General features: G+C 45.5%; 19 protein-coding genes. 18 read left to right on the top strand and 1 reads right to left on the bottom strand.

The features are described 5' to 3' along the window. Nucleotides 1-34: 34 nt before the first annotated feature. The 18 genes from FGQ85_RS09750 to FGQ85_RS09665 all read left to right on the top strand — a co-directional run bounded on the left by FGQ85_RS09750 (nt 35) and on the right by FGQ85_RS09665 (nt 17,666). Nucleotides 35-1,645, top strand: coding sequence for an L-lactate permease (locus tag FGQ85_RS09750; RefSeq protein ID WP_138373350.1), 1,611 nt, complete (start codon nt 35-37; stop codon nt 1,643-1,645). 14 nt (nt 1,646-1,659) lie between these two features. Then, complete coding sequence (locus FGQ85_RS09745) at nt 1,660-1,869, top strand: hypothetical protein (protein WP_087253794.1); 210 nt, start codon at nt 1,660-1,662, stop codon at nt 1,867-1,869. Nucleotides 1,870-1,890: 21 nt separating this feature from the next. Then, nucleotides 1,891-3,129, top strand: a complete 1,239-nt coding sequence (locus FGQ85_RS09740) for a M20 family metallo-hydrolase (RefSeq protein WP_087253791.1) — start codon at nt 1,891-1,893, stop codon at nt 3,127-3,129. A gap of 114 nt (nt 3,130-3,243) precedes the next feature. Next, entirely contained in the window at nt 3,244-4,908 is a 1,665-nt protein-coding gene (locus tag FGQ85_RS09735) for a PucR family transcriptional regulator ligand-binding domain-containing protein (protein WP_138373349.1), read from the top strand. A 137-nt stretch (nt 4,909-5,045) separates the two neighbouring features. Next, nucleotides 5,046-6,287 (top strand): Zn-dependent hydrolase, encoded by a 1,242-nt coding sequence (locus FGQ85_RS09730; protein WP_087169063.1) that lies wholly within the window; start codon nt 5,046-5,048, stop codon nt 6,285-6,287. 28 nt (nt 6,288-6,315) lie between these two features. After that, complete coding sequence (locus FGQ85_RS09725) at nt 6,316-7,473, top strand: FAD-dependent oxidoreductase (protein WP_087169064.1); 1,158 nt, start codon at nt 6,316-6,318, stop codon at nt 7,471-7,473. Between the two features lie 79 nt (nt 7,474-7,552). Beyond that, a complete protein-coding gene (locus FGQ85_RS09720) occupies nt 7,553-8,347 on the top strand; it encodes an electron transfer flavoprotein subunit beta/FixA family protein (protein WP_138373348.1) in 795 nt (264 codons plus the stop codon). Further along, nucleotides 8,347-9,327: an electron transfer flavoprotein subunit alpha/FixB family protein gene (locus FGQ85_RS09715; protein WP_138373347.1), complete on the top strand. Its 981-nt coding sequence runs from the start codon at nt 8,347-8,349 to the stop codon at nt 9,325-9,327. Before FGQ85_RS09720 ends, FGQ85_RS09715 begins: the two co-directional genes overlap by 1 nt. Before the next feature lie 24 nt (nt 9,328-9,351). Further along, complete coding sequence (locus tag FGQ85_RS09710) at nt 9,352-9,876, top strand: nitroreductase family protein (RefSeq protein WP_087169067.1); 525 nt, start codon at nt 9,352-9,354, stop codon at nt 9,874-9,876. A gap of 164 nt (nt 9,877-10,040) precedes the next feature. Continuing rightward, a complete protein-coding gene (locus tag FGQ85_RS09705; protein ID WP_087169068.1) occupies nt 10,041-10,499 on the top strand; it encodes a hypothetical protein in 459 nt (152 codons plus the stop codon). Nucleotides 10,500-10,541: 42 nt separating this feature from the next. Next, on the top strand, nt 10,542-11,834 hold the full coding sequence (locus FGQ85_RS09700; RefSeq protein ID WP_330677465.1) for a TrkH family potassium uptake protein: 1,293 nt from the start codon (nt 10,542-10,544) through the stop codon (nt 11,832-11,834). Nucleotides 11,835-11,854: 20 nt separating this feature from the next. Continuing rightward, on the top strand, nt 11,855-12,520 hold the full coding sequence (locus tag FGQ85_RS09695; RefSeq protein WP_087169070.1) for a TrkA family potassium uptake protein: 666 nt from the start codon (nt 11,855-11,857) through the stop codon (nt 12,518-12,520). Between the two features lie 126 nt (nt 12,521-12,646). Next, nucleotides 12,647-14,644 (top strand): beta-galactosidase, encoded by a 1,998-nt coding sequence (locus tag FGQ85_RS09690; protein WP_138373346.1) that lies wholly within the window; start codon nt 12,647-12,649, stop codon nt 14,642-14,644. Between the two features lie 319 nt (nt 14,645-14,963). After that, nucleotides 14,964-15,299, top strand: a complete 336-nt coding sequence (locus tag FGQ85_RS09685; RefSeq protein ID WP_138373345.1) for a hypothetical protein — start codon at nt 14,964-14,966, stop codon at nt 15,297-15,299. Nucleotides 15,300-15,361: 62 nt separating this feature from the next. Continuing rightward, entirely contained in the window at nt 15,362-15,532 is a 171-nt protein-coding gene (locus FGQ85_RS18580; RefSeq protein ID WP_195481779.1) for a sigma-70 family RNA polymerase sigma factor, read from the top strand. A gap of 6 nt (nt 15,533-15,538) precedes the next feature. Next, entirely contained in the window at nt 15,539-16,204 is a 666-nt protein-coding gene (locus FGQ85_RS09675; RefSeq protein ID WP_087255508.1) for a zf-HC2 domain-containing protein, read from the top strand. 152 nt (nt 16,205-16,356) lie between these two features. After that, nucleotides 16,357-16,719 carry a hypothetical protein gene (locus tag FGQ85_RS09670; RefSeq protein ID WP_138373344.1) on the top strand — a complete coding sequence of 121 codons (363 nt, stop codon included), beginning with the start codon at nt 16,357-16,359 and terminating at the stop codon, nt 16,717-16,719. Between the two features lie 167 nt (nt 16,720-16,886). Continuing rightward, entirely contained in the window at nt 16,887-17,666 is a 780-nt protein-coding gene (locus FGQ85_RS09665; protein ID WP_138373343.1) for a hypothetical protein, read from the top strand. 247 nt (nt 17,667-17,913) lie between these two features. Here the strand turns inward: FGQ85_RS09665 and FGQ85_RS09660 are convergent, their stop codons facing one another. After that, nucleotides 17,914-18,522 (bottom strand): TetR/AcrR family transcriptional regulator, encoded by a 609-nt coding sequence (locus tag FGQ85_RS09660; protein WP_087169655.1) that lies wholly within the window; start codon nt 18,520-18,522, stop codon nt 17,914-17,916. Nucleotides 18,523-18,566: the final 44 nt, after the last annotated feature.

Here is an 18,566-nt window from a genome sequence, read left to right as displayed (position 1 = left end):
GCGCTGAAGCGTAAGACAGTTTAGGAGAGAAAGCATGAATATACCGGTAAATCTTTTTATGTGGGTTCTGGCATGTCTGCCGATCATTGTACTTCTGGTACTGATGATCAGGTTTCAGTGGGGCGCGACCGATGCGGCTCCGATCGGGCTTGCCATTACCGTGTTTACAGGCATTGTATTTTACAAGGCAGATTTGAAAGTGATTGTTTCGGAAGGAAGCAAGGGAATCTGGAATGCACTGACGATTCTGATTATTGTATGGACAGCAGTACTGCTGTATCAGGTGGGAAATGAGACCCATGCATTTCTTGTCATTCGGGACGGCATGAGAAAGCTGCTCCCGAATGAGCTCCTGCTGATCCTGGCGATGGGATGGATTTTCGAAAGCTTTCTTCAGGGAATTACAGGATTCGGGGTTCCGGTAGCGGTGGGAGCGCCGCTGCTGATCGGAATCGGAGTAAAGCCGATGTGGGCGGTTATTATTCCGCTTCTTGGACAGTCCTGGGGAAATACTTTTGGAACACTGGCAGCAGCATGGGATGCGCTGGGAATGAGCGTCGGGCTGACTACCGGGAGCAGAGACTATCTGGTTACTGCATTATGGGCCGCTGTTTTTATCTGGGTCTGGAATCTGATTATCGGCGTAACAATCTGCTGGTTTTATGGAAAAGGAAAGGCAATAAGAAAAGGAATTCTTGCAGTTGCTCTGATTTCCGTGATTCAAGGCGGAGGTGAGCTGCTGCTGACTCAGGTAAATACAACAATTGCATGCTTTGTGCCGGCATGTATTTCCCTGATTATTATCCTGATGCTGGGCAGGCTGCCTGCTTTTCGCAATGAATGGAATGTAAAAGAAAGTCAGATTATGGAAAGAAAAACTGTCGCACAGGAAGATGGGGAGAAGCCGGAAGGCATGACGCTTGTTCAGGCGTTTGTTCCGTATTTCCTGCTTTCGGTAATTGCGCTGGTTGTTCTTCTGGTGGAACCGGTGCATACGTTTCTGGACCGCATACAGATTGGATTTTCATTTCCGGAAACAGTGACAGGATACGGATATGTAAATGAAGCGGTGGAGAGCTTTTCACCGTTATCGCCATTTACTCACGCAAGTATGTTTCTTCTTATTTCCTCTTTGGCGGGAATGATCTATTACCGGAAAAAAGGATGGATCAAAAAAGGAGGAATCGGAAGAATTTTTATCAGAGCCGTGTCCATGACCATGCCGTCCGGAATGGCAATCATCGGGCTGGTTATTATGTCAAAGATTATGGCAGGTACGGGGCAGACAGAGGTTCTGGCTAATGGTATCGCAAATGTGCTGGGAAAAGTCTACGTCATTCTTTCCCCGTTTATCGGACTTCTTGGCTCCTTTATGACAGGAAGCAACATGAGTTCCAACATTCTGTTTGCAGGATTCCAGTCCACAACGGCAAATCTGCTCCATGTAGATCCGTCTATCGTTCTGGGAGCGCAGACAGCCGGAGGGTCCATCGGAAGTGCGATCAGCCCAAGTAATATTATTCTCGGGACTACGACAGCCAATATTCTTGGAAGCGAAGGCAAGGTACTGAAGAAGATTATTGTAATTACGGTTCCTGCGGCTGTAGTGATCGGTATACTGGTGCTTGCGTTGACAAGCCTGTAAAAAGGAGGCGGATCATGGAAGAACAGAAATTTTTTCGGACAAGAGCAGGACGGCTGACGATTGCATTCTGTGTTATCATGGCGGCATTTGTGCTCATGCTGACAGGCCTGCATTCAGACAACAGTATGTTATATTCAGTCGGTTTCGTTATGACAGCAGCAGCAATGCTGTATTCTCCGATTGAAGTACATATATATCAACGCTTAAAAAAATCCAAAAAATAAAAAGAAAGAGAGGAACTATTTATGGGCATTGAAGAAGTAACAGGAAGAATTGCCGCGAATCTGGAACACTTGAAACAGTATACAGCGACACCGGGAGAGGGCTGTACAAGACTGCCGTTCACAAAAGAGGCAAGAGAAGCGGCGGAATATCTGAAGGGACTGATGGAAGAAGCAGGCCTGGAAGTCCGTGAAGACGCAGCAGGAAACGTAATCGGAATTATGAAAGGGGAAGATCCTTCTCTTCCGTGCGTTATGATGGGCTCTCACTATGATTCTGTTGTAAACGGCGGGGACTATGATGGTATTGCCGGCGTTATCTGCGCGGTTGAGGTTGCAAGACAGTTAAAAGAAAAAGGCATTACTCCGAAGAGAAACTTTGCGGTTGTAGGTTTCTGCGATGAAGAAGGAATGCGTTTCGGTACGGGATATTTCGGATCCGGAGCAATGCTTGGACACAGAGATGTAGAATACTGCAAAAAATTCAAAGACACTGACGGTATTTCCATTTATGATGCCATGAAAGGATACGGACTGGATCCGGAAAAGATCGGAGACGCAAAGTGGCCGGATGGATCTATCGGATATTTTCTGGAAGCACACATTGAGCAGGGGCCTGTTCTGGACGCAGAGAACATTGAACTTGGACTTGTCGACTGTATCGTAGGAATTCAGCGTTACATGGTAACCGTGCACGGAAGATCCGATCATGCAGGAACTACCCCGATGGATATGAGAATGGACGCTGTAGATGCAGCTACAAAAGTTATCTCCAAAATTGCGGACTGGGCAAGAGAAAAAGCAGACGGTACGGTTTCCACAGTAGGATATATCAATACGGTTCCGGGAGGCATGAATATCGTTGCGGAAGAATGTCAGTTTACAGTAGATATCCGTTCCAAGAATAATGACAATATCAATGATATTGCAAACCGGATCCGCGCCGCACTTGACAGAGAAGTAAAAGCAATGGGCGGAAGCTATGATATCGAGACAAAACTGGTAATCACACCGGTTGATCTTTCTCAGGAGATGCTTGGAATTATGGAAGAAAGCTGCAAGCAGCACGAATACAGCTACAAATACCTTCCAAGCGGAGCCGGACATGATGCGCTTGAGATCGGTCAGGTTCTTCCGACAGTTATGCTTTTCGTACCGAGCAAAGACGGAAGAAGCCACTGCCCGGTAGAGTTTACAAAGTACAGTGATTTTGCAAAAGCAGCAACAATCATGACAGAACTTGCAGAGAAGCTTCTCGGATAATCAGATCTGAAAAATAATTTGTTTGAAAGAGGCTGTGTCACAGGATTTTCTGTGACACGGTCTTTTCATTATGTTATACTATATGTATTACGAGAAAGAAACGGATGAGAAAACATGGGATTTACAGTAGAGGATCTTCTGCGTACGGAAGAAGGCAGAACGATGAAAATTGTCTGCGGAGAGCAGGGGCTGAATAATGAAATCAAAGGGGTAACCATAATCGAAGCACCGGACATTGTAAAGTTTATTAATGGCGGAGAACTTCTGCTAACCGGACTTTATGCGTTTAAATCCTGTAGTGTTGAAGAGTTCAAAAGTTATATCTATGAATTCAGAAAAAAGAAAATCAGCGGACTGATTGTAAAAAGAGGCAGGCTGGTAGATGATGCGGATAAGAAAATCGAACTTCTTCAGGAATATGCCCGAAAAAACAGGATACCTATCATGGAAGTGCCGTTTGAGATGTCATTCCAGAGGATTCTGGCGATAGTCATGGAGCATCTGTTTGATGAAGAGGTCATGCTTCTTAAATACTTCAAAACAACACATGATAATTTTACCGCGCTGACACTTGGAAACAGTGGATCAGAGAATCAGTTTCAGAAAATTCTGGATATGCTGGAAAAGCTGATTCGGAATCCGGTCTCATTATATAATCAGAATCTCACCTGCTATGCTTCCTCGTCAGGGGAGAAGGGAAATCTGAAGTTACTTGATAATCTTCAGGATTACGATCCGGATGTACTGACCAATTATCAGTACTGGAAACAGGTGGGAGAGTATATCCAGTATGTGATCCGGGTACGGATGAATGTCGGTATTCAGATGTATCTGGTGGTGACAGAAAAAACGCCTCCGTTTACAAAAATGGACTGTATTGCGATTGAAAATGCGATTGTTGCCCTTCAGTATGAGTTCTCCAGACAGTTTGCAGTTGAAGAACTGGAAAAGAAATTTCAAAATGATATCCTTAACAATATTTTAAACGGCAAGGTAACATCTGAGACAGAGCTTGAGAAGAATGCGGGGCTGCTCCAGATGGACAAAAACGGAACCTACAGGGTGCTTGTCTTTGGTGTAAAGCAGGATGGAAAGCCTCAGAAGAACATGAATGAAAAGCTGATGCATATTACCTGTCTGGAAGAGGCGGTAAGACGCCGGTTTCCGAACCTGAAAATTCACCGGGACCTTGATAAGATAGTGACTATCCGGGAAGCGGATTCTTCCAGAACACAGTCCGAGCACAGAAAAGAAATGCAGGACATTGTCCGTCAGGTTCAGGAGGAAATGAAATATCAGAACCGTAATCTGTGCGTGAGAGCAGGAGTTGGAAAGATTGTTACAGGAATAGCCAATCTCCCGGAATCGTACAAGGAGGCCGATGAGGCACTGACGTTCATTGATATTGCGGGCGATATATCGGGAGACGGAAATTCTTCGGTAATGATGTTTTCGGACTTTGGAATTTTCAAGCTGCTGTGCGAGCAGGACAATCTGCAGAATCTGATAGAATACATACCGGAATCTCTGCAGAAACTTCTTCAATATAAGAAGCCGCAGCAGGAGGATCTGATTACGACGTTAAAATCATACCTGAAGAATAATCAGAACCTCTCCAGAACTGCGCAGGAACTTTATGTACATTATAAAACTGCAGCGTACAGAATCGAAAAAATCGCAAGAATTACAGGCATGGATTTCGACAATGCCAACGAAATGCTGGCGGTGCGCATAGGCCTTATTGTGTATAAAATGATAGAAAACTACAATAAAATATAGTCAAAAAATTCTTTTTTAGGCAGTTTATCCAATCTGGATAAACTGCCATCTTTTTTTTATCATCTTCCGCCGATGTAATTTGTTAAATAATTATCTATACTGATCTCATAAGGAAGAGCCGGAAAGGAAGGGATTACGTGGAAGTTGATGTAAAAAAAGTCATGGAACATCTGGACGAAATCTATCAGTGCGGTGCAAAGCCGGACGGCACTTTTACAAGAATGGCATACTCCGAAGAGGATAAAAGAGGAAGAGCACTTTTCCGGAGCTGGTTTGAAAAACTTGGAATTCCGACACGGGTGGACGAGGCAGGCAACCTGATTGCCCGCATGGAAGGATCCGATCCGTCACTGCCGGCGATTCTTGTCGGCTCCCACCTGGACACGGTGCCGGACGGAGGAAAGTACGATGGAGCAGTCGGATGTATGGGAGGGCTTGCCGTATGTGAGACACTCAAAGCGGCGGGACAGATGCTCCGCCATCCGCTGGAAGTCATCGTCTTTACCGATGAGGAAGGCTTCCGATTTGGAAGCGGCCTGACGGGAAGCAGCGCCATCTGCGGAGAAAAGCTGGATATCAGTCCGGATGATCTGGATATGGACGGAAGAACGAGACGGGAAGTCTTTGAAAGCTGCGGAATTGACATTGAACGTATTCCGGAGGCAAAACGGGATCCGAAGTCCATTCACTGCTTTATCGAGCTTCACATTGAGCAGGGAGGAACCCTTGATAAAAACCAGATTCCGGTAGGAATCGTATCCTCCATTGCAGGCGTGAGCCGGTACGAGGTGACTATCACAGGCGAGGCAAACCACGCAGGAAGTACGATGATGGAGGACAGAAAGGATGCCCTTGTAGCAGCATCGCAGTTTATCGCAGAAGTGCCGAAGACCGTGAAGGCCTGCGGCAACCCATACACCGTAGCGACGGTGGGGACGATCCGGGTGACACCGAATTCTGTCAATGTGGTGCCGGGTACCTGCACATTCCAGCTGGAGATCCGGGATCAGCATGCGGAAGTTATGAAAGAGATCGAGACGAAGATGTTTGCATATCTGAAGGAGATCTGTGAAGAGGGAGGCTATACTTACTCCGTTTCCCCGATTTCCTACCACGCGCCGGCCCCGATGCACGAGGCGGTCAAAGGCGCGATCGAGCGGGCCGTGAAACGGACCGGAACGAAGTACACGGTGCTCCCAAGCGGAGCATTCCACGATTCCCTGCTGATGACAGGGTTCGTACCGACGGGCATGATTTTCGTGCCGAGCGAAAAAGGAATCAGCCATTCCAGATATGAATTTACAAAAGAAGAAGATATCGGACGCGGCTGTAATGTATTACTGGAAACTGTTTTAGAAGCAGACAATATGAAAATGTAATGAAAAAGAATAGAAAGGAGAACATCTTATGGAGAAGAAAAAAATTGGTATCATCGGCGGAGGTATTTCTGGTACATGTTTAGGTTACCATTTAAGCCTCTATGACAACGCGGAAGTGATCGTATTTGAAAAAGCTACGATCGGCGGAGCTTCCACAGCTAAATCCGCAGGAACAGTATGTCTTTTTGATGACTCTCTGAAAAACAGATACTGGGACGTAAGACTTTACGGATTTGAATCCTATCTGAAAATGGAAGCGGAAGAAAAAGGATCCGCTGGATTTGACAAGACCGGCACACTCGTTGTCGCTACAAACGAGCAGGTAGAAGCAACAATCAAAACCGGTATCGCACTTGCAAAAGCAGCAGGATATTCAGGTGAATATATCACAGATAAAGACAGAATCAAAGAGATTCTTCCGGACATCTCCACAGAAAATATTCTTGGAGCCGGATATACACAGGATGACGGCTACTTTGACGGAACCATGATCTCCAACACTTATGCAAAGAAACTGCAGAAAAACGGCGGAGTGATCAAGACCGGCGTAAAAGTGACAGAAGTCATTGTGAAAGACAATAAAGTCAAAGGATTAAAGACAAGCGAAGGCGAAGAATATGAATTTGACTATGTTGTAGACTGTACAGGACCATGGAGCAAATTTACAGGGGAACTTGTAGGTCTGGATGTACCGATCTGGCATACAAAAGCCGAGGCATTCTTCCTTTGCCCTCCGGGAAAGAAACTCAGCTACACATTCCCGGTACTGAAATATCCGGAATTCTATGCTTTAAGAGCGGGAGACAACATCTTTATCTGCAAATCCCACCTCTCCATGGATCTGAACAATCCGATGCATGCAGGACAGTGGGATCCGGACAAACTTCCGGAAACAGGCGGAACAGATGATTACTTTATCGACTTCCTGCTTGATCAGCTTGAAGTAAAAGTTCCTGGAATCGTAGACAGTGGTCTTGTATCATCATGGCTGTCTTACCGTGCAGAGCCGAAGGATTTCCTTCCGATTCTTGGAGAAACTCCAGTAGAAGGATACATCCTTGCTACGGGCTACGGCGGAAATGGTGTCATCGAAGCACCGGCAGCAAGCCGTGATCTTGCAAAACTGATTATGCGCGGCGAGTCCACTCCGTTACTGGAAGACTGGGCATTCAAACGTCTGCTTTAATTTTAGATAAAAATCTGGTGCAGTCCGGCAGTGAAGTTTCTTCGCGGCCGGACTGCTGTGAAAATTTCAGGAGGAAAACATGGATATAGCGGTTCTTATTAAACAGGTACCTGTTTCAAACAATGTATCAGTAGATCCGGAGACACATGCCCTCATCCGTGCAAGTGCAGAGGGAATGATCAATCCGGCTGACTTAAATGCAATCGAAGAAGCCATGATGCTCAAAGAGCAGACAGGCGGAAAGGTTGTAGTTTTCACGATGGGCCCTCCGGATGCCGAAAAGGCACTTCGTGAGGCAATGGCACACGGCTGCGATGAAAGCTGCCTGATCACAGACAGGGTAGTAGCAGGAGGCGATACGATTGCGACAGCAAGAGTACTGGCGGAAGCAATCAAAAAATATGGACAGTTTGATCTGATTCTTGGCGGCGCTCTGTCTGCGGACGGAGCAACAGGTCAGGTTGGAGCAATGGTTGCGGAATGTCTTGGAATTCCTCACATCTGTGAGATTCAAAGCATCAAGTATGATGAAGCTACTCCGGACAAAATCGAAGCGGTGAAAAAAGTATACGGGGAACGTTTCCTTGTACGTACTTCGCTGCCGGCAGTACTGTCTGTAAACTTTGGATGCAATGTGCCAAGACTTGCTACACTTCGTAGTACAAGAGCGGCAAAGAACAAACCGCTTGCTGTCTATACTAACGCGGACCTGAATCTTCCGGAGGACCAGGTCGGAATTAAAGGTTCTCCGACAGCAGTCATCGATTCCTTCGAACCGACAGGAGGAAGAATGGCAGAAATGCTGACCGGAACACCGGAAGAACTGGCTGTGAAACTGAAAGACCTGATCGATGAGGAGAAAGGAAATTTATAATGGCTAATGGAATTTGTATTTTCGCAGAAAATTATAATGGAAAATTAGAGCCGGCTTCTGCAGAACTTGTCTCCGCGGCACGTCTGATTCAGGAAACAACAAAAGAGCAGATCAGCGCGGTTGTTGTGGCAAAGGACTGCGACGGTATTATTGAAGAATTAAAAAATATTGGCGTAGAGAAAATATACGCTGTAAAGACAGATCATGATATCCTTTTTCAGGATGATGCTGCAAGTCAGGTACTTGCTGATATGATCAGAAAGATCGATCCGTCTTCTGTTCTGATTCCGGCGACACCGGCAGGACGTTCCATATTCTCAAGAGTAGCGATGAAATTAAACTGCGGACTGACCGCAGACTGTACAGAGCTGCTGGTGGGCACAAAAGAGGATGGATCCTACTATATTAAACAGAACAAACCATCTTATGGAGAAAACGTTTTTGTTACCATCGTTACAAGAGACGGATACTATCCTCAGATGATGACAGTACGTCCGGGTGTTTACACAATCCCGGAAAAGTCAGAGGGAGACGCGGAAGTTGTCTACATGGATGATATTCAGATCCCGGAATCCAGAATTGAGATCGCGGAAATTCTGCCTCAGGAAGATTCTACAGACAGCATTCTCTCCGCGGAGATTGTTGTCGTAGGAGGAAGAGGAACTCTGGAAGACGATAATTTTGAACTTGTAAAACAGTTTGCGGATAAGATTGGGGCTGCTATCGGCGGTACCCGTCCGATGGTAGATACAGAGACAATTCCGTTTGACCACCAGATCGGTCAGACCGGACTGACAATCCGTCCGAAAATCTGTATTTCTCTTGGTGTATCAGGAGCAATCCAGCACACAGAGGGTATCAAGGATACCAAACTTTTTGTTGCAGTTAATACCGATGAGAATGCGGCGATCTTCAAAGTGGCTGATTATGGAATGGTAGCCGATCTCCGTGAGGTTCTGGAAAATTATCTGAAACTGTAGTACAATACAACTGAGGTGAGACAAATGGAATTATTAGAATTAATGAGAACAAGACACAGCATCCGCAGCTATGGCGATGCGCCGGTATCTGAGGAAGACATCACAAAAATCCTTCAGGCAGGAATGCTTTCCGCGTCAGGAAAAGCAATTCGTCCATGGGAGTTTATCGTCGTGACAGATAAAGATGTCCTGCAGAAAATGTCCGACTGCCGGGCAGGATCTGTGAAGATGCTCAAAGAAGCAGCCTGCGCTATCGTGGTAGTCGGCAATGAGGACGCATCAGATGTCTGGATCGAGGACTGCTCCGCAGTGATGAGCAACATGCATCTGATGGCTCATGCACTGGGACTTGGCAGCTGCTGGGTACAGGGAAGACTCAGAAAAGCAGAGGACGGAAGAGACACGGAAGCATTTGTACGGGATATTCTCGGATATCCGGAAAACTACAAGCTTCAGGCGATTCTTACGGTCGGAGTGCCGGCGGAGGAAAAGAAACCTTATGAGTTAAGTGATCTTCCGACAGAGAAGATTCACTACGGAAAATTCTGATAAAACCCGGTGTCATGCGGGGTGGATCTGTACAGAAAACTGTATAAATCCACCCCGCTTTTTTTGCGTTTTTTTGCGGTTGACAAACGGTATTTTTCGTGATATGTTTAGGACAATTTCGTTATAAACAAGAAGAGAAATCAAGGTGAAAGGCGGTGGAGAATATGGATCTGGTCAAGAAGGTGATAGTGCTTGTCTGCAGTATCATCCTGGTAGGGTTTACCCTGACCGATTTCCATTCTGTCATTGCGGAGGATCCGGCGTATGCCGGACATCTTTTTGTCAATAAACCGGAGAAGCAGACACTCACAGCACACGAGAAGAAAAGCCATCCTGATTCGGACGCCAACAGAGAAGAAGCCGGAATTATGTGGAAGTATCTGAGAAGTGGAAAACAGAAAGCGGCCAGAGGACTGGCACTTTCCACGATCTTTCTGGCCGGGTCGGCTGCTGCATTGTTCCGGATTTTTGAAAACCGGCATTATCTGGGAGGTCTTCTCCTTCAGGTAGTTTATATGGCACGGTTCCTTTATGAACTGTCAGTGCAGAAAGACAAGGACGGCAAGAAAAGAACTTCCGCACGGAGGCTTCTGCTTTCGTTCCAGGACAGTTCAAAAATATAAGGAAGACGTGAAAGGAATTAAGGGAAAACCATGGAACGGTTTATGAATTTTATAAAGCGTCAGTCACCGGGGCTTGTCATCACATCAGGGTTTGCCATTGTGATTTTCATTGGAGCTCTGCTGCTTTTGCTTCCGTGTTCCGTGAAGGACGGGGCGACAGTGACATTTGTGGACGCACTCTTTACATCCACGAGCGCAGTCTGTGTAACCGGACTGATAGCCATTGATACGGCAGATCATTTTACTGCGATTGGACAGGCTGTTGTAGCACTGCTGATTCAGATCGGAGGTCTTGGAGTGACATCTGTCGGAGTCGGAGTTATGATCGCGGTAGGACACCGCGTCAGCTACAGGAGCCGGACACTGATCAAAGAGGCACTTAATGTGGATACCTACAGTGGAATTGTGAAGTTTGTAAAAGCGATTCTTCTGACGACGTTGTTTTTTGAAAGTTTGGGAGCAATTTTAAGCTTTATCGTATTCAGTCAGGATTATCCGACACTTCATGCCCTTGGAATCAGTGTATTCCATTCCATTGCGGCGTTTAACAATTCGGGATTTGATATTCTGGGCGGATTGAGAAATCTGATCCCGTATCAGGAGAATGTCCTGCTGAATCTGACCACCTGCGGATTGATTTTCTTTGGCGGTATCGGTTTCCTTGTCATTATGGATATTCTGAAGCAGAGAAAATTCAAGAAGCTTATGTTTCATTCAAAAGTTGTACTGACAACAAGTATTGTCCTGATTATTGTAGGGACAGTCCTGCTAAAGCTGACCGAGCACATCACATGGCTTGGCGCGTTGTTTCACAGTGTTTCGGCGAGAACAGCAGGTTTTTCAACATATCCGATCGGAAGCTTCAGCACAGCCGGACTCTTTGTCCTCTGTGTTCTGATGTTTATCGGTGCTTCTCCGGGATCAACCGGAGGCGGTATCAAGACGAGTACATTCTTTACCCTTGCACAGGCAGTCCGGAGTATGTTTTCAAAACGTGCGGTTGGCGCATTTAAGAGAAGCATCTCAAAACAGAATGTCAGCAAGGCGTATGCGATCACACTGCTTTCTGCAATTGTCGTGGTCGTAGCGGTATTTTTGATGTGCATTATTGAGCCGGATATCGACTTTATGAAAATCCTTTTTGAAGTGATTTCGGCGTTTGGTACCGTAGGACTTTCTACCGGCATTACGCCGGATTTGAGTGATCCGGGGAAATTGATCATTATCCTTGTCATGTTTATTGGAAGACTCGGAGCTATGACCCTGATCACCATGTGGGTAAACCGGCCGGAGCCGAATATCCGGTATGCGGAAGAACAGATTTCAGTTGGTTAAGAGAAAGGAATAAAATAGAGATGAAAAAGAAAGCATCAGCAAAAACTTTTGGAGTGATCGGGCTGGGACGTTTTGGTATGGCGCTTGCCATGACGCTTGCAAAAGGCGAGAAAGATGTCATTGTTATTGACGAAAATGAAAGTAAAGTAAGAGAAATGAGACCGTACACGGATTATGCATTTGTGACAAGCAATTTGAATGAAGAAAGCCTTCGGGAGGCGGGCATCCAGAATTGTGACGTGGTAATTGTCTGCATTGGTACGAATGTAGGAGTTGGAATATTAACAACACTTAGTGTCATTGAGATGGGAGTACCAAGAGTGATCTCCAAGGCGCTTAGTACAGAACAGGGAGCGGTTTTGAAAAAGATCGGTGCAGAGGTTGTCTATCCGGAAAAGGATATGGCATATTTCCTCGGGAAACGTCTGATTTCCGATAATTTTCTGGACTTCATCCATCTGAATGACAGCGTAGAGATCCGGCAGGTACGTGTATCCGGAAGCGCGAGCGGAAAGAGTATTGAAAAACTTGCTCTTCGGAAACACTATCAGTTGAATATTATCGCTTTGGAAAGAGAGAATAAGACAACGATAGAGATCCACCCGGAAGACACTCTCAGAGAAGGCGATATCATTTCTGTAATCGGAAAGGTCGAAGATATCGACGCTTTTGAAAATCAGCTTTAACAGATAAGATAAAAGGTTCTCCTGACAGGAGAGCCTTTTTCGATGTGCAGAACAGTCAAAAAAGAGGTGCATTGTGAGCTGATTTCTATATAATAGAAAGCAGGAATGAAAGGAGTGAAACAGACGATGGAAAAGGAAATCTTGTTTGGCGCTGCATACTATCCGGAGTACATGCCGTATGAAAGAGTAAAAGAGGATATCCGGATGATGAAAGAAGCGGGAATGAATGTGGTGAGAATTGCGGAATCTACATGGAGCACGTTGGAACCGGAAGATGGTGTATTTGATTTTTCCTATATCGACCAGGTTATAGAAGAAGCCGGTAAAGCCGGAATGAAAGTGATTATCGGGACACCGACCTACGCGGTACCGTCATGGCTTTGCAGGAAAGATCCGGGTGTACTGGTAGAAACCGGACAGGGAGAGTCTTACTACGGAAGAAGGCAGATTTTCAATCTCCTCAATCCGACCTTCCGATGCCACGCAGAGCGGGTTATCCGAAAGCTGGCGGAACATACGGCCGGAGCCGGACCGGTAATAGGATTCCAGATTGATAATGAGACAAAACACTACGGAAATATGGGCAGGGAGATACAAGCCGCATTCAGAAAGGCCATGGAAGAAAAATTTCAAACCACGGAGAATCTGAACAAGGCCTTCGGACTTGCATACTGGAGCAACTCGATTCATAACTGGGAGGATTTCCCCGACATGAGAGGCTGTATCAACGGCGGTCTTGCCTCTGAGTTTTCTGCGTTTCAGAGAAAGATGGCAGCGGATTATCTGATGTGGCAGGCGGATCTGATCCGGGAATACAAGCGGGAAGATCAGTTCATTACCCACAATCTGGATTTTGAATGGAAGAAATTCGGGGCCGATATCGCGCAGGACGGCTATTCCTACGGGGTGCAGCCGGACATTAACCATTATGAGGCAGCAAAAGCGCTGACCCTTGCAGGTACGGATATTTACCATCCGACACAGGACGATCTGACCGGAGCAGAGACGGCCTTTGGCGGAGATTCGGTCCGAAGTCTCAAAGACAGCGGATATCTTGTTCTGGAATGTCAGGCACAGGCTTTTAAATACTGGACGCCGTATCCGGGGCAGCTGAGACTTCAGGCATACAGCCATCTGGCATCCGGTGCCATCGGAACACTTTACTGGAACTGGCACTCCATTCACAGCGGATATGAGACATACTGGCGGGGAGTTTTAAGCCATGATCTGGACACGAATCCGGTCTACGAAGAAGCCGCTGTTATTGGAAAAGAATGGTCAAAACTGGGAGAAAAAATCAACGGACTGCAAAAAAAGAACGAGATTGCCCTTGTAATTGACAACCATTCGATGTCAGCATTGAACTGGTTCCCGATTGATAAGGATCTCAGTTACAACGACGTTGTAAGGTGGATGTATGACAGCCTTTATGAGATGAATCTGGAGTGCGATGTGGTGGATGTCCGGGCGTTGGACCCGTCCAGATATAGGATGATTGTGACGCCGACGCTTTACAGTGTGCCGGAGGAGATGCTGAAAAAGCTGGAGACATTTGTCAGAAAGGGAGGCGTTCTGGTCAGCTCTTTCCGATCCTTTGTGGCGGATGAGTACCTCAGAGTGTACCATGACAAGGCACCGCATATCCTGCACGAATGCTTTGGAATGAGCTACAATCAGTTCACCGAGCCCGGGCGTACCCGGCTGAAAGGGAAGGAGGTCCGGTATTTCGCGGAACTTTTGAAAATGGAGGGAGCCGAAAGCATGGCGGACTATGAGCATAAATACTGGGGCCGGTACGCGGGAATGACGCATCACACGTTTGGAGAAGGACATGCATATTATATGGGATGCTGGACCTGCAAAGAAACGCTGAAAGAACTGTACCGGAAGGCAGCAAAATCCGCCGGAATCTTCTGCCCGGAACTGGCCTGGCCGGTGACAGTAAGAAGCGGAGTGAACCGGGAAGGGAAACAGATTCATTATCTGCTGCATTACAGCGAAGAGGAACAGGAAATTCTCTGCCCGTATGATAATGCCGTAGATCTGCTGACCGGGAAATCATACCGGAAAGGGGAGCCAATCTGTCTTTCGGACTGGGATGTGAAAATACTGGAGGAAGCGTAGATGAAAGCGTTTTTATATACGACAACAGAACAAGTCGAATTTTCCGGAATTTGCTCAGGATTCATGACAGGACATTGCCGGTTCTGTATGGCCGGGACGGTTAAAAATGAAAGAAACTCTATTTTCTCCGTAGCATATCAGGTCCGAATACGGTTATAAATGGGAATTTCTTTTTTTAATCCGTAGTAAAGCAAGTTCTAATACGGTGCGAATAATAGAAAATGGATTTGTAACCGTAGTAAATTGGATCGGGATACGGTTTAAATATAAGAAAATATATTTTTGACCGTACAAACCGCACCTAAAATACGGTTGTAATATGGAAAAATCAATTTGCAACCGTAGAGACCAGGTAAAAAATACGGATGAGGGAGCAATAAGTTTGTTTTTAACCGTACCAGCTTCAATAAAATCAGGTTTTGAAGCTAAAAACTTGATTTGTAACCGTAGAGGAATGCTTGCAGGGGGCAGGACGCATTCACATGTTTTAATAAAATTGAAAAATCTATGTAACGAAATCATCCTTTTTCGGATATATGGGCACAAAGGAGGTGAGGGGGAAGATGCAAAGTTTCCACCTGGCTGTGTCAGATCGCGAAACATCTCTGGTATCAGGAACTGGCGAGGCGCAGGCGGAAAGGCACCAGTGAATTAAATGAAAAGCTTGCCTCCTCCGGCGCAGATCTGTCCGAGACTGTCTCTATCAGGGAAGAGAAGATGGAACTGTTCAGGAAAGTGCACATTCTGGACGAGACTGCGAAGGAGGTTGTGTTTCTCAGGCTTACAGGAGCCTTTTCCTTCCGGGAGATCGGAGACATCTTCGGGAAAAACGAAAACTGGGCCAGAGTGACATTTTATCGGGCGAAACAAAAACTTGTGAAAGGATGATGAAGTATGAAATTAAATTGTGAAATAATCAGGGATTTACTGCCGAGTTATATTGATGGACTGACAAGCCAGGAGAGCAACAGACTGGTTGAGGAACATCTGGAAAGCTGTGCAGAATGCAGAGAATATCTGAAGGAAATGCAGGCGGATCTTTCATCAGAGGCTTCTGTAGAAAAGAACAAGAAAGCCATCCGGCCATTCCGAAAGCTGAACCGGAGGGTAAAGCAGAGGATTGCGGCAGCGGCTGGAGCTGCGGTACTGGTCTGTGTGGTTCTCTTCGGAGTAGGAACGTGGTACTATGGCCGCACATGGACTGCGGATTCCTCGGATGTCAAGATGAGCGTGGAAGCCTCGGGGAGCATTGCAACATTAAGATTCACCCCACAGGAGGACACAGTCCTCTATGTAGAGGCAGATGAAAACGAGGAAAATACGATTGTGATTACAGAAGGATACCGCAATCCGCTGAAAAAGGTATATCAGAAATCCGCCTATTATGGCTATACATTTATTGATAAAAATACCGTGATGGGGCTGAACGGAAAAAGCACAAAAATTGACGAGGATGATGTGCTGACCATCCGGTATGAAGATAAGACAGAAACAATCTCCATGCAGGAACTGGCAAAAGAAGCGCTGGCAAACAATCCGGAACGGACATTCTCTGAATAGAGAATGTCCGCCCGGTCGTTGGGAACAGAAGGGCGGACAAAAGATGAAATAGAGTAAAAGATCAGACGAAAAAAGTACTTTACAATCCTGTAGATATATTGTAAACTCTTGGTTAGTTATTGCTAACCAAGAAAAGACTTGCAGGAGGTACTATGACAATATTAAATCTGATTATGACTGTTATTTCATTGATACTGCTGATCCTCTGTATTATGGCACCCTTTCGGAAAAGCGGTGCGGCAAGAGGACACCAGATGATTCAGGCGGTTTTAAAGCCCCACACGATCTATGGGATTCTCCTCCTTGTGACATCACTTGTCCACGGAATTCTCTCCGGAAACAACCCGGCGATGATGAGCGGAAAGCCGGCATGGCTCTGCCTGTTGATTCTTCTGATTTTCTCGGCGTTCAAAGGCAAGATGAAGACCAGAAACTGGATCAAAATCCACAGAGTACTTTCAGTATTGCTCTGCCTTCTGATTGTGGTACATATTGTACATGCCATTGTAGTATAAAAGCTACGGTTGGAAATGGAAAAGGCAGCGGATGAACATTGTACTTACACAGTGCGTATGGTACAATGGATAAAAGAGCAGAAATACAAGTTGTTCAAGTTTTAGCAACAGATACGACCCTCGAAGCGGCAACTTCGGGGGGGTCTTTTACGAGAGGGGCTGTTTTTATGTTAAAGAAAACCGTACTTTCCGGATGCGCAGCAGGAATCTTTCTGGCAGTATTGGCAGGAACAGTTGTGACAGGGGTAAAAAGTCCGATTGAAAGCCAAATTGCACCGGGACTGAAAAAGGAAGCAAAAGAGATGAAGTCCTTTTTTCGCTCGCCCGAATCAGAAACAATGATTGCTGAAATACAGAGAAATCTTACAACATCACATACCGGAGAAGAAAATTCCGTGGAACTCTATGAGGGCCTGGCGTTTGAACCGAAAAAAGCGTATGAAGTTTACACATTAAAAAGTGAACACGTTATTCGTGAATTTGACCAGAATGGCACGTTTAAGGATAATATATCCGAAGAATATGTATTACAGGTACCGCTCAGCAACAGCCAGAATGAACTGGTCGGCCTGACCTTGTTTTATCAGGAGCAGGGAGGTTTTGAATTAGTCGCCTATGGAGAAATGGAAGAAAAGCAGGAAGTCCTGACAGATATGGAAGAGTTAAACGCACTTGTAAACGGTCAGGAAGAACTGAGAGGGCAGAAAGAAATCAAAGATGCAAAAACAGTTGTTCTGTATCAATATAATACATATGCAATTTATATCGAGACAGCAGACGCAGAATATATGATTCCGATTTCGGCCAACAACGTCATGACACAATTAGAAGAAAACAGAATTTATACAGCAGAAGAATTTATAGATGTGCTGCGATTGACTTCCAGTGAAGATATAAACAGCGAAAACCCGCTAACCTTAAAGGTTGGCGGGTTTCGCTGTTTATAAGTTATCTAAAGGAATGAGAGTAAAGTGCGGCACTTTGAAGTGCCTTACTTTATGAGGGGGGAGATAGTGATTTGTTTATCAACTATCTGATTCTTAGTATAACCAGAAAATGTGTCTAAAATATGTGCAGATCATAAAAGAAAACGAAATTTTCTTAATGGTCTATTAAGATTTTAACGCAAATGGCCGTTTTACCCGGGAAAAACAGGGTGATCAAGCAGATTTTTCGGTATTGTTGAATAAGCTATCAGATTTTTTCATCCGTATATATCCGGATAATCTGCCTGAGAATACTGTGAAGATAAGGAAGATATTCCTCAATCGGAACCGGCTGACTGTAGAGGATGCAGTTATAGCTGGTGGAACCGATAAGTTCGATAATAGTAAAAAGCATCAGTTCCGGGGTATCGCAGTGAACTCCGTATTTCAGCATTGATTCCAGAAAATGCTCATAAAATTTCTGGGAGGTTAAAAATCCTGTATCAGAAACGGTATTCTGAAAAATTCCCCAGGAGAGATTTTTGGCAACAAATTCCATTAATGCGTGCTGGCTGCGGAAACAGTCAATGATATAATCTGTAATAAACAGCAGTTCCTCCTCAAATCCGGAGGCGTGAGATGTTTCCAGCGCACGGTGTGCATCATCAAACAGCTGGCCGGCTTTAAAGACGATCAGTTCATTTCTTAGATCATATTTATCCTGAAAATACAGATAAAAAGTCCCTTTTGCAAGTCCCGCCTCCTGAACAATATCAGATATGGTTGTTTTCGAGAATCCTTTCTCTGTAAACAGACGGAAGGCTGTTTTGAGAAGCAGATCCTTTTTCTGCTTTTTATTTTCTTCTACCTTTCCCATGCAGATGTCTCCTTTTTACAATTTGCTATTAGACACATTATGAT

The sequence above is a fragment of the Pseudoflavonifractor sp. BSD2780061688st1 E11 genome (assembly GCF_005844125.1).
GTDB classification, from domain to species: Bacteria; Bacillota; Clostridia; order Lachnospirales; family Lachnospiraceae; genus Sellimonas; species Sellimonas catena.
This window is presented reverse-complemented; position numbering and strand designations above follow the sequence as displayed.

What these genes read in the sequence shown, in the direction of transcription:
- FGQ85_RS18580 (WP_195481779.1), top strand. Translation starts at nt 15,362, where the DNA reads ATGGAACTGTTCAGGAAAGTGCACATTCTGGACGAGACTGCGAAGGAG.
- FGQ85_RS09735 (WP_138373349.1), top strand. Translation starts at nt 3,244, where the DNA reads ATGGGATTTACAGTAGAGGATCTTCTGCGTACGGAAGAAGGCAGAACG.
- FGQ85_RS09740 (WP_087253791.1), top strand. Translation starts at nt 1,891, where the DNA reads ATGGGCATTGAAGAAGTAACAGGAAGAATTGCCGCGAATCTGGAACAC.
- FGQ85_RS09675 (WP_087255508.1), top strand. Translation starts at nt 15,539, where the DNA reads ATGAAATTAAATTGTGAAATAATCAGGGATTTACTGCCGAGTTATATT.
- FGQ85_RS09750 (WP_138373350.1), top strand. Translation starts at nt 35, where the DNA reads ATGAATATACCGGTAAATCTTTTTATGTGGGTTCTGGCATGTCTGCCG.
- FGQ85_RS09700 (WP_330677465.1), top strand. Translation starts at nt 10,542, where the DNA reads ATGAATTTTATAAAGCGTCAGTCACCGGGGCTTGTCATCACATCAGGG.
- FGQ85_RS09685 (WP_138373345.1), top strand. Translation starts at nt 14,964, where the DNA reads ATGGAAAAATCAATTTGCAACCGTAGAGACCAGGTAAAAAATACGGAT.
- FGQ85_RS09705 (WP_087169068.1), top strand. Translation starts at nt 10,041, where the DNA reads ATGGATCTGGTCAAGAAGGTGATAGTGCTTGTCTGCAGTATCATCCTG.
- FGQ85_RS09690 (WP_138373346.1), top strand. Translation starts at nt 12,647, where the DNA reads ATGGAAAAGGAAATCTTGTTTGGCGCTGCATACTATCCGGAGTACATG.
- FGQ85_RS09745 (WP_087253794.1), top strand. Translation starts at nt 1,660, where the DNA reads ATGGAAGAACAGAAATTTTTTCGGACAAGAGCAGGACGGCTGACGATT.
- FGQ85_RS09695 (WP_087169070.1), top strand. Translation starts at nt 11,855, where the DNA reads ATGAAAAAGAAAGCATCAGCAAAAACTTTTGGAGTGATCGGGCTGGGA.
- FGQ85_RS09725 (WP_087169064.1), top strand. Translation starts at nt 6,316, where the DNA reads ATGGAGAAGAAAAAAATTGGTATCATCGGCGGAGGTATTTCTGGTACA.
- FGQ85_RS09710 (WP_087169067.1), top strand. Translation starts at nt 9,352, where the DNA reads ATGGAATTATTAGAATTAATGAGAACAAGACACAGCATCCGCAGCTAT.
- FGQ85_RS09665 (WP_138373343.1), top strand. Translation starts at nt 16,887, where the DNA reads ATGTTAAAGAAAACCGTACTTTCCGGATGCGCAGCAGGAATCTTTCTG.
- FGQ85_RS09715 (WP_138373347.1), top strand. Translation starts at nt 8,347, where the DNA reads ATGGCTAATGGAATTTGTATTTTCGCAGAAAATTATAATGGAAAATTA.
- FGQ85_RS09720 (WP_138373348.1), top strand. Translation starts at nt 7,553, where the DNA reads ATGGATATAGCGGTTCTTATTAAACAGGTACCTGTTTCAAACAATGTA.
- FGQ85_RS09670 (WP_138373344.1), top strand. Translation starts at nt 16,357, where the DNA reads ATGACAATATTAAATCTGATTATGACTGTTATTTCATTGATACTGCTG.
- FGQ85_RS09660 (WP_087169655.1), bottom strand. Translation starts at nt 18,522, where the DNA reads ATGGGAAAGGTAGAAGAAAATAAAAAGCAGAAAAAGGATCTGCTTCTC.